Source organism: Bacteroides ihuae (assembly GCF_900104585.1).
Taxonomy (GTDB): Bacteria; Bacteroidota; Bacteroidia; order Bacteroidales; family Bacteroidaceae; genus Bacteroides; species Bacteroides ihuae.
In genome coordinates this window covers 834,371-846,401 of sequence record NZ_FNVX01000006.1, presented here as the reverse complement: position 1 = coordinate 846,401, position 12,031 = coordinate 834,371, and the positions used below count along the sequence as shown (strand labels likewise).

At 39.1% G+C, this 12,031-nt stretch carries 5 protein-coding genes; all 5 read right to left on the bottom strand.

What is annotated here, in order from left to right; translation table 11 throughout:
- Positions 1-8: 8 nt before the first annotated feature.
- Positions 9-2,729 (bottom strand): glycoside hydrolase family 97 protein, encoded by a 2,721-nt coding sequence (locus BQ5338_RS14115; protein ID WP_071147448.1) that lies wholly within the window; start codon positions 2,727-2,729, stop codon positions 9-11.
- A gap of 404 nt (positions 2,730-3,133) precedes the next feature.
- Complete coding sequence (locus BQ5338_RS14110) at positions 3,134-4,438, bottom strand: DUF6055 domain-containing protein (protein ID WP_071147896.1); 1,305 nt, start codon at positions 4,436-4,438, stop codon at positions 3,134-3,136.
- Positions 4,439-4,684: 246 nt separating this feature from the next.
- Entirely contained in the window at positions 4,685-6,352 is a 1,668-nt protein-coding gene (locus tag BQ5338_RS14105) for a RagB/SusD family nutrient uptake outer membrane protein (RefSeq protein WP_071147447.1), read from the bottom strand.
- Between the two features lie 11 nt (positions 6,353-6,363).
- Positions 6,364-9,408, bottom strand: a complete 3,045-nt coding sequence (locus tag BQ5338_RS14100) for a SusC/RagA family TonB-linked outer membrane protein (protein ID WP_071147446.1) — start codon at positions 9,406-9,408, stop codon at positions 6,364-6,366.
- A 30-nt stretch (positions 9,409-9,438) separates the two neighbouring features.
- Positions 9,439-11,874 carry a glycoside hydrolase family 127 protein gene (locus BQ5338_RS14095; protein WP_071147445.1) on the bottom strand — a complete coding sequence of 812 codons (2,436 nt, stop codon included), beginning with the start codon at positions 11,872-11,874 and terminating at the stop codon, positions 9,439-9,441.
- Positions 11,875-12,031: the final 157 nt, after the last annotated feature.

Here is a 12,031-nt window from a genome sequence, read left to right as displayed (position 1 = left end):
ATTAATTATTAAAGATGAACTTGATTACAAATAGGGAGATCCGTTTCGTAAAAGTAATTTAGTAGTAACTGATACATTTCCGGATCATATTCTTTTAATTTTTCTCTTCTGTTTATGGAATTATGTACCCCATTGGGCTCTTCTGAATACCGGTTACAGTTGAAGAAAGATTGTACTGTTTCTGCAAAATACTCCTCTTTGTTAGATAGTGCATAAGTATTCTTCCATAATCCTTTTTCTCTGGCATGATTCATCACCGTCTCTAACTTATTATTAAAATCAGGATCGACACCGACTATACCAACTGTATGAATAAGGTGGGCAAATTCATGAATCAGAATATTCTCTCCTTCATAACGATCTCCGGGTAGACAAATCAAGTTCTCTTCTCCGCAACTCGAACTGAGATCATCCTCGGGTGCACCACCAAATCCTCGGGCCCGTTTATTCCAGTAAGCAATGCTATCCGGCGAATTGCAAATATGAGCATATTCAGGTATGTCACAAACTTCTTCTTTTTCACCGATAACCATGAATCGACAATGTTTTTTCACCATGTAAGCCTTTATGTCCTCTCGTTTGGCAAGCATTCCCACAATGATTTTACGTGCTACTTTCAGAGCCTCATCATCTACTTTCTCCGATGAAATGATTGGTATTCCATCAGCATCCATATATTTTTTGTAGAATGCAGTTAGCTTTAAGGAATCAGGAACCGCTGCAGGCGTTTCTTCCTTTTCTAGCCGGATAGCAAAGCCACCTCCTGAAGCCAAGTGAAGCGTTAGTTTACTATCTCGGGTTACTTGTATCTTTTCTTTTCTGTAGTCTGATGCTTGTTTGCCGGCGTTAATGCCATCTTTAAAAATAACGGCATTGTAAATTCCATCATTATCCAAGAAAGAGCAATCAATAGTCACATCTCTTTCATCCCAATTTGTCATCCCACCGATGTACCAATTAGCACCTTTTTTGCGGGCGGAAATAATATATTGTCCCAATTCACCGGATAGAATCCGGGTTTCATCTATATCTATGGGAATAGATGAGATGAAATCCAAGCATTGTTGTTCGTTGTTGTAATTGCTAGGAGCGTCGCAAAGCATTGTAAGCGGAGAATCATGTACAATGTAGGCTGCCAGCTGATGGCATCGAGTCCCCATGCTCATTGGGTTTGAATAGATTGCTTGGAAATCTTTTTTTGTAGCATTGCGCATTGCTCCCGGTGTATAATCTACCGGTCCCGCCATCATGCGTATATAGGGAAAAGTGACGTCATAGAGTGGTATGTTTCTTTCGACAGAACTCCACTTCACCTCTTCCATGCCAAACACACTCTCAATATTAATAACATTCGGATAAGTGCGATTTAATCCGGTAGGCTTATACATTCCATGCAAGTCGAGCGTTAGTTTATATTTGGCAGTTGCTTCGGCAATACGATAGACCATCTCTACCGCTTTTTGATCGTCTCTATCGAGAAAATCGACTTTGAAGCCTTTAACGCCCATGGACGAATACTTTTTGCAAGCTTCTGTAAGTTGACTATCCAGTACATTGAAAACCGTCCACAAGATGAGCCCGACCTTCTTACTCTTGCCATAAGCAATAAGCTCCGCAAGGTTTAGAGCAGGGATAGGAGTAAGCATATCTCCACTTTTAGGATCATACCAACCCTCATCCAGCACAATGAACTCAATACCATGTTGTGCTGCAAAATCTATGTAGTACTTATAAGTTTCCATGTTAATTCCTGCTTTGAAATCAACTCCTTTTACTCCCCAGTCATTCCACCAATCCCAAGTAACTTTTCCTGTTTTAATCCACGAAACGTCTCCAATCCTATTAGGCGAAGCCAGCGCATAGACTAAATTGTTCGTTGGCATATCAGAATCTTTTTCTGTAATTGCCAGAATACGCCAAGGAAAAGAACGGGCACCTTTGGTGCGAGCAATGCTATTTCCATGTTCTGTCACATACTCCTGTTTACGCCAAGGATAGAAATTCGTTTTAGTTGGCAATGGAGCAAAGACTGCTTTCATATTTTGTCCTCCTGCTTGTACAAAAATTCCGGGATAATCTTCCAAATCAGATTCCAGAACGGTTAACTTCAACCCTTTTCCATAATCTACTGTGACGGGTAAAAAAGCCAGTTGAGACTTAGCTTTGCTCAATGGTGTCACATCATATGTGTTTTGGAAAGCCATAGCGAAAGGTTGTTTTTCATTCGTAGAGTAAGGCAAATAGGCCGTATAATCCTCATTGAAATTAAACTCGGCTATCTCGTTCTTTATCTCTACTTTTTTATTGAAAGTAGTATAAAAACGGTAAGCAACCCCTTCATCGTAAGCTCGGAAGATAATTCCATATCCGCCTTTAAATTTTAGATCCAATTCATTGTAAGAAGCTGTGAATGATCCGAAGCGATAAAAAGGAGAGAGAATACGATCCTTTATAGCTCTCTGCTTTTTACTAATTACCTGCGGATTCTGACCTAAGATTATTCCATTGGATAAGACTAAACCGATCTTACTGCCGGCCAGAAGAGTTCTAGTCTGGTTATATGCGACGGAATAACACAGCGTGTCTCCACCGGTGGAAATAGTTACTTTCAGTTTCCCATCGGGGGAGCTTACCGTAAAATTGTTGTTTTTGGCATATACAGTCCCACACCCTGCCGTTATTATGAATGAGCAGAGAACAATGACGTGAAAAATCTTCTTACCTCTCATGATATTTTTAGTTTTCTTTAGCTATTTACTCTTTTTGTATCAATGTCGTTTCTTTAAGCTCATTAAGTACGTCATCTTAATTAGTTTATACCATTATCGCTATGCCTTCCTATTTATTTACATATAAGATCGTCCAAATAGATCTAACTAGTTCAGTGCGGTTAACTAACTAGTTCAGCGTGGTTAACTAACTAGTTCACCACGGTTAATTAACTAGTTCACCAGACCCCTCTCACAACGCTTGTAGAGGGGTGTTGGATGAGTTCTTAAACATTGACAAATAACTTATTAAGAGCTTCTTTTTACTCATCTCAATTGTACTTAACTAAACGACATTGATTTAAGATTAAAATTATAGGTCATTCATTTAATAAGGTTTAACAAAGAGTTATCTCGTTTGAATGCTATTTGTTCAGCAATTCGCTGCCCGTCACTCTTATTCGATACGGCCACTGTGCATCCTTCTCTTCTGCTCCGGGATTTATCCAATGTTCTGTTGGAGCTCCCATAACAACTAACCACAGATGTGCCGGTGGTGGAGTATCTTTCGATATGGTATAACTAAGGGAGCCAGTTGCGTCACGCTTCATCTCGCTATAAATGGATTTCCCATCTTGTGTCACAGCTACAAAACTATAGCGCCAACCGGCTTTGTTAGTCTTGACCGCTGCATATCCTTCTATTCCGGCTTCTCCATAGAAATCTACATTAACCGTATTTCCGGGCTGAGGAACGGATAAAGGTATTGCGTTAAAACCGTAGTTTTCCGGGCAATTATCTTGTGCAACCCGATACCATCCCTGTTGGACTGCTGCCTCTAGATGCGTAGTATAGCGGTTTGCATACGGACGGGTCTCTTTCCAAACACGTTCAAAATCCCAATTGATGAAATGGCTGCAAGCATCAAACATTTCATCACAGAATTGTTCTTGAGTTTGTCCGGTCAAACGTTTATAGGTGATTACGGGGTCTTCACCTCTTTTACCTTGTCGGTAAAGTTCAGCAATGAAAGGTAAACCTTGTTTGACGCTCCAATATTCCAGTACGTAAGGAGAATGGTAGATATTCTCTAGGTGAAGATAAGCCTTGTGAGTCAATTTGTTGAAAGCAGTCCAATGATATTCTTCGTCAGCAATCCATTCTGGGTTTACCTGCCAAAGCATCCATTGTGAAGTCATCTCGAAAAATCCGCATCCACCCCATGCTTCTCCTGTCCCGTCACAGGAGATTTGTGATTGGAAACTATGTCCAAGTTCGTGAGCGATGCAGTTTAACTTTTCGTCTTGAACACGATTGGGAGCAATCCATAATGCACCAATTTCGCTGTCGTAATCCCCACCGTAAGCCGTACCGTCAAGTGAATAATTGATCATTACCATCATGCGGTATTTGTCACACTTAGAACCAGATTTGGTAAATTGTAATGCCTCTCGGTAATAGCGATAAAAGCTTTCCAGCTTTTTCATTAGATTAGGTAGATCCACTTTCATCGAATGCCCTTCTAATTGTGGTGGATTAGATAGATCATTGCCAAAACCTTTCTCCCAGAAAACAACAAAATTATCGGTATATGCCATGCAATGATAATTCCACTTACTCTCGGGATTTTGCAGGTCCACTCCTTGCAAATCTTTAGGTATGTAAATGGATTTACCCGGTGGTAATGGTATTCCTGTTGCATCTTGAGCTTTAGAGCAGCTACTGATCATCAAAAAAGTGAGTAATACTGCTAGTATACGTGATTTAATCTGTATCATTTGTTTTTTTTAGTTTTTAGGCGTTAAGTGAACTAAAAGGCTTCCGTGCGCAGGTAGTTCCATTATAAGTTTTGTTCGAGTCGTTCCTATACTTTTATGTTGCCATAAATGGAGCGTAATTTTGGCTTTCTTGCTACGCTCCATTCGTTTTTTCTACTACGTTTTATTTAGTAAGAGAGATGTTTTTTTTGTATCAGATTAATATCCTGTGTTTTGCTTTAATTTTAGATTTGCATCTAAGAAATCTTGGTAAATAGGATAAATGTTTCTGTGTATATCTGAAGGATTTGTTTCTGCGTCTTTACAAAACCATGATTTACCGTTATATACATTCATGTTTTTACTCGTTAATCTGAAGCGGATTAAGTCTTGACGGCGGTGATGTTCACCTACAAACTCCCATGCTAGGTCATCAAGTAGCCCTCCTAATTGTATATCACTTCCTCCTTCATTTGTTTGAACAATATTGTCCGTTTCTCCTTTTTTAGCAATGTTTTCTCTATGCCCATAAGCATAGCTGCTACCTCCTTCTAATTCGCTTACTGTGCGTATTGCTTTTTGGGGATTGTTCTTAAAGGCACGTGTTCGGATCATTGTAACAATCTTAGCAGCATCTTCTTTTGATTCACCGTTATACCCTCCAAGGCGAAGCAAGCATTCAGCTTTTATCATATATGCATCTGTTAGACGATAAAAAGGGACATCATCTGCTGATGTGCCATGCTTTCCTGCTACGATTTGATATTTATGAAAACGTGCTCCTTCCATAGAATAGGCGCCAGGGTTATCTATGCTATGAACCGATTTTGTGTAATTTAAAGCTTCATTATCTACTTTTATTAATCCCCCGTTTTGGTCATATTGATTGCCGATGAGCCAAGTGTCAGATAGGCGTGAATCGTCTGAATCATAAGTGTCTATGAACTGTGGGATTGCGCAACTTCCATTCCATGGAGCACCTGACAAACCAAAAGTTGAAGCACTTGCTCCATGCAAACATTTGTTGGCTAAATAGTTTCCTGTAGCATAGGTGTAATCAAATGGGATTGCAAAAATGATTTCTGCGCAACTTGAGCCATCTTCTTGAAAAGGATCTGTGTAATTGGAAGAAAGCGTATATTTGTGTGCACTGATGACTTCGTTTACTTCCATGTATGCTTTTTGATAATATGTATTGTCATCTGTATTAAACCATGCATTGTGGTTTAGATACATTTTAGCTAATGTCATGCACACTGCATACTGATTGAACTGCCCATATTTAGCCTTTTTGTTGAGCTTTTCTTTTACCTCATTTAGCTCTGAAATTATAAAGTCATATGTTTTTTGTGGATCGGCTTGTTCTGGTAAATATCCATCCTCTTGCTTATATGTTGTTTCTAATGGCACGTTGCGAAAATTATCAAATAGGATGTAATAAAAAAGTGCACGATATGCTCTTAATTCAGCAGATGCCGTTTCTGATTCTTGAACTATATCTCTGTCTAATAATTGGTTGCAACTATTGATCCCTTGATATGCATTATACCAAATTGTATAATAATGATCAATATGAGAATGGAATTGGTGTTTATGCATCGGTATATAAAGATCTCCCCACCCTATGCCTATTCGTAGAGGGGTCATCATGCAATCTCCTGATTCTTCGGAAATATCAAATAATCCATTCCAGCCCCAATAGACGCCTCTTAAACTTCCATATACAGCAGAGAACATGCTTTGTATATCTGCATCTGTAAAGGTATAATTATCAGAGGAAATCTCACTATATATTGTCTCATCAAGGTCTGTGCATGAAGATGCTAACGTTAGTGTTGCGCTAATAAACATTGCGTAGGCACACGCTTTTATATGTTTTAGTCTCATATTCTATATTGTTAAAAGGTTAAGTTAACTCCAAATGTAAATGAACGAATAGTAGGATATTTGTCTCTATAATCATTACCTGCAGCTTTTAGGTCAGTATTTGCTAATTCAGGGTCTAATCCGTCATAACCGGTAATGCAGAACAAATTCTCACCAGATAAATAGACTCTAAGTTTGCTGATGTATCTGGATTCGTTTAATTTGAAACTATAGCCTAATGTTAGATTAGTCATTTTCATATAATCTCCTTTTTCTAGATAATAGCTAACGAATGTTTGAGATTGAGCTGATGATAGGGCTCTTTTCCCAAATAAGATATTTGCTGCTGATTTTAATTTGTTATAAGCGATGGAGTTATTTTCATAGAACATTCGTTGTTCATTTAATATCTTGAAGCCCAATTGACCAGTCATTTGTATATTGAGGTCAAAATCTTTATATCTGAAAGTATTACTCCATCCCAAATTCATCTTGGGAAGCCCATTGCCTAAATATTGGCGATAATTGTCATTTAACATATCGGCTGAGAACTCTTTGACTTCTTTTGTTTCTGGGTTTTCAATCATCCATAACCCATTATCTGATATACCTACAGACTTCATCCCCCAATAATTCCCCATTGATTTTCCCACTTCTAGGCGATGAGTAGGAAGTGAAACTGGGTCACCAGCGATACCTGTATTTAAATAATTCTTAGTTTCATATAGATCATTAGATAGGCTTAACAGTTTATTAGAATTGTGTGACATAGTTATTGTTGTATTCCATTGGAAATTCTTTGTTTTTAGAGGTGTTGCATTTAACACGATTTCAATTCCTGAATTTCTCATTTTACCTACGTTAGCCAATGTTTGGCTATAGAGATTAGGAGGCATTGGAACATTATACCACCAGAGCATATCCGATGTTTTTTTATTGTAATAATCAATTGAGCCACTTAAACGGTCTTTTAAAATGCTAAAATCTAATCCAATATTGAACTCTGCCGATTTTTCCCATTTTAAATCTTTATTTGTATTTGAAGTAGCTTGTAAACCTGTAACCCATCCGTTTCCATTATAATAGTAAGAGTTTCCATAGCCATATTTATTCATAGATAGATATGACTTATTGGGCTCTACGCCTGTAACGCCGTAACCAGCACGCAGCTTTAGGGTATTAATGAGAGAGATGTTCTTCATGAATTTCTCATTGCTTATCGTCCATCCTACCGATGCAGAGGGAAAGGTACCCCATTTGTGGTTGTCTCCAAATTTGGTGGAACCTTCCTGGCGGAGGCTAAGCAGGACATTATATTTGTTATCGAACCCATAGCTTATGCGTCCAAAGAAGCCTATAAGTTTGCTGTCGTATTTATCGCTATCCATGCCAGCATTACCTTTTTTAAGTGCACTTCCTAATCCTAATTTATTGTATAAATAGAAATCGGTTGGATAATCATAGTTTGATGCGTTAAATCCGCTATATACATTATATTCATAGCTATAACCCGCTAGAGCAGAGAGATGGTGTTTGTCCTTATTTAGATTGTATTTAGATGTAAGTTCTAGGTGGTCAGATCTGGAATCGGAACTACCTTGGTATGCTGACCCTGTACTACCATCTACCATGCATGCATAATAATTTGTGGTCTGGTAGGATTCATCATGACTGAAGGATCGACGAGTGGCTACCATTAAATTTGTTTGCCATCCTTTTATGGGTTCAATAGTTATGTTACTTGTAATTCGTGTCCATTCTTTCCTGTTCTCTCCTTTTAATTCATTAATCATAGAGACAGGGTTGTAGTATTGATATACATTGAAGTCTTCATAGTAGCTGCCATTTTCGTTATATATTGGGGCTGTTGGATTGTGGATGACAGCTTGTCGATAAATGTTGGCAATTCCGGCTTCTGATGCTTTTGTAGCATTGTTTTTATGTAATCCTTTAACTAAATTGAAATTCACTTTTAATACATCATTGAGCATCCAATGAGATATGTCAAACGATAATTTCATATCACGGCTATTCGTTTTTTTTACTACTCCATTGTCGTCTCTATATGAAGCATCTGCCGAATAGGTTGTTGTTTGGTTGCCACCGGTAATATTAAAATTATGATTATGTACAAATCCAGTATGCGTAATAGCCTTTACCCAATCTGTATCGTAACCTTTATCAGTAAAAGTAGTTAGTCCATTTCGAGTATCTTCACTAGTCATGAAGTCAGCTTCTTTATAAAAATTGGAAGCAGTGACATAACCAGAATACATTGCTTGTACTTTCTCGTTGCGGCGACTATTTTTGGTGGTTATAAGGATAACTCCATTAGCTCCGCGAGTTCCATAGATTGCAGCTGCTGATGCGTCTTTTAAAACGTCAATAGAAGCGATGTTTTCAGGAGCTACCGTACTCAATCCTCCGGGAATACCATCAATTAGAATTAGGGGGGTGGTACTACCTTCTAAGGTGGCGATTCCTCGTAATAATATGCTTGATGTACCATTAGGATCCCCTGAGCTTTTAGTTATTGTCAAGCCGGCTATTTTGCCCTTAACTAATTCCGCTGCATCTGAAATATTTCCAGCAATGAAATCTTCAGCCTTAACACTAGCTATTGAGCTAGTGATATCCCCCTTACGTTGGGTGCCGTAACCGATAACTACAACTTCATTTAAAGCCTCTGAATTCTCTGTTAAGGTAATGTTCAAAATTCCATTTTTAGCTAGTGAAGCTGGTATTTCAATATTCTTATAGCCTATATAACTGCAAATAAGGATCGCCTTATTAGCTATTTGCAATGTATACTTTCCTTCAATATCACTAATGGTACCATTGCTACTGCCTTTTTCAACAATATTGGCGCCAATTATTGTTTCTCCTTTTTGATCTACAACTTTTCCTTTTATAATAACACCTTTTTGTTGTGGACTTTGAACGGTCATATTCTCAGCACTTTTCGCCATAACAGAGGGACAAAGATTAGGCATGGTGCTCCCAATTACACTAAAGAAGCAAAGGCTAATTACTACTTTAGAGGTTCTTTTTTCTAAAATCGTTTGATTCAAATTCATACTTTCACGTTTTAAGATTTATACTAAAGGTCATTTATTCACTTTCCATTCAATAATACCTCCCGATTCTCCTTTCTGTAGTTGGGCGGCTATTTTTAATCCGGTGGTGGTTACCGGCTTGAAGTTCAGTTTGTTATAGCAATCCTTTTTTACAATGTATTGGTTCTTGGCTTCAACCTCTTTCCACGTTTTGCCTTCTTTATAGTAGAGCTTCCAACTTTTGGGGATGCGAAAGTTACCATCATAATGATCGAAATCTAGCCAGTATACTTCTACGTTTGATACTGTTTCCGGCTTGTCAAACTCATAGACCATTGTTTCTAATGAACCTTCCTTTAACCACCAATAGTGGTACGGCTTTGATATGTCCGATGAACTTTTGGGTTCCCATTGGTCGTTTACTCCCCAAGCCCATTCTTCTGTTGAGGCTGATTTGGGTGCATCTTTTTGAATCGGTGTTTTCATCGTGAATGTGTGTGCACGTGAGGCGATTGTTGGTGCAGGAACGGGACGGGTATAGTTGGCTGCGTAAGGAATCCATACGGCCATTTCGTCTGCTCCACGGTTATTCCACGTAGAATAAGGGATAGCTGTGAAGGCAACTTCTTTTTCCTTCCCGTTAAGTGAAACTTCTTTCGCTTTTCCTTTCAGCACCATTACGCCATTTAGGAGATCTTTATCGAATTGAGCCTTGAAGGAAGTGTTTTGGGGAATGTACTTGTTTAGCACATGTTTGTCTGCTTGGTCGACACCTTCCAGGCAATAGACAATCGGGCCACGCTGTATGGCAAGTTTGCCTTCATCGTCTTTCACATTTGGATTGGCTTTTATCCGGCGGACAGGCATGGGAAAGTTAATCTCTATCTTATCCCCTTTTTTCCATGTACGTACTAATGTGATATAGCCGTCGCTCTCTTTTATATTTTCTTTTTTTCCGTTTATGGATAGGCTGATGGCCTGTGATTGATCGGTGAATGAATATAAGTCCGATGGAACGGGCGATTCTTTTGCCCAACCCGGCACGCGTAGTCTCATGGCGAACTTTGATTGTTTCTCCGGATTAACGGTCAATTCCACATGACCTTCCCACGGATAAGAAGTTGCTTGCTTTATCTCTATGTTGTTAGCTTGTGTATTGATGGAACCTTGACTTTGTACATAGAGGTTCACATAGATGTCATTGTCTTGCGTGGCATATACATAGTTTGGTATGGAGGGCATGAATCGGGTGATGTTGCCGGGGCAGCAAGCGCATCCAAACCATTTCTGACGTTCATGTTGTCCCATTGATTCCAGTGGATTGTCGTAGAAGAACTTATCGCCACTTAGGGATACGCCCGATACTACTCCATTATACATGGCTCGTTCTACCACATCAATGTATTTTGCATCTCCTGTAGCCAGAAACATCCGTTGATTCCAGTATACATTGGCTATGGCCGCACAAGTTTCACAGTATGCTTGCTGGTTATGAAGTTCATAGTTTGGTCCGAACCCTTCTCCTTGTGCTCTGGAGCCCATTCCTCCTGTGATATATAGTTTTTTGCTAACCATATTGTCCCAAATGTTTTTCAGTGCATTAAAATATACAGTGTCATGGGTGAGAGAGGCAACGTCGGCCACTCCTGAATATAGATAGCCGGCACGAACGGCATGTCCCACTATCTCTTTTTGTTGCAGAATAGGCATGTGATCTTGGCTATATGCATTTAGCTTGTGTCCGTCTGTTCCCCGACCGGTCTCTTCCACAAAGTATTTGGCAAGTTTCAGATAATTTTCATTTCCGGTGACGTTGTACAGTTTAGCCAATGCCATTTCAACAATCGGATGTCCGGATGGAACATGTTTCTGCCCTTTATTAGGACCGAATACCTTACAGATAAGGTCGGCATTCTTAATGGCTACATTGAGTAATGTCTTTTTTCCGGTAGCTTTATAATGGGCAACGGCGGCTTCGTACAAATGTCCGCAGTTATAAAGTTCATGGCTGTTTATTTTTTCCCATTTGCTGTTTCCCCACCAGCCTGAAAGGCGGGTACATTTGTTGGTGACACAAGTACAAAGGTAGCCGTCTGCTTCTTGAGCTGCACCGATTAAATGAATCACACTGTCGAGATAAGCATCTAACTTCTTATCATATTTTACAGCTAATGAGTATGAAGCTCCTTCAATGATTTTATAGGGATCGGTATCGTCAAACGAGAAGTCGCCTTTATGCTCTCCTTTTATTAAGCCACCGGCAAGGGCAAAGTTGTCAAAACGCCCATTCTTTTCGCACTCTTTGAAGGCTGAAGGAATAGATACTGTTCGATTGGTCTCTATTCTTGGAGCCCAGAAACTGTCGCAGAAGTGGACTTGCGTAAAGGGGACTTCTTTTATCGGATCTCCGGGTTGTTTGTAGGATGAGCTACATGATAATATTCCTATCGTAGTACACCCAATAAGCAGAAGGGTTTTGCCTCTCATAACGTTATGGTTTTTGAATTAGATTTTTAACTTATGTTTCGGTACGATTGCAAATTAAGGTGAAAAAGGGGAGCAGTGGTAGAAGAATAATCCATGACTATGCGAAAATAGTCCGAATAGTGAATAAATGTTTTAGAGCCAATTATCCCTTATTATT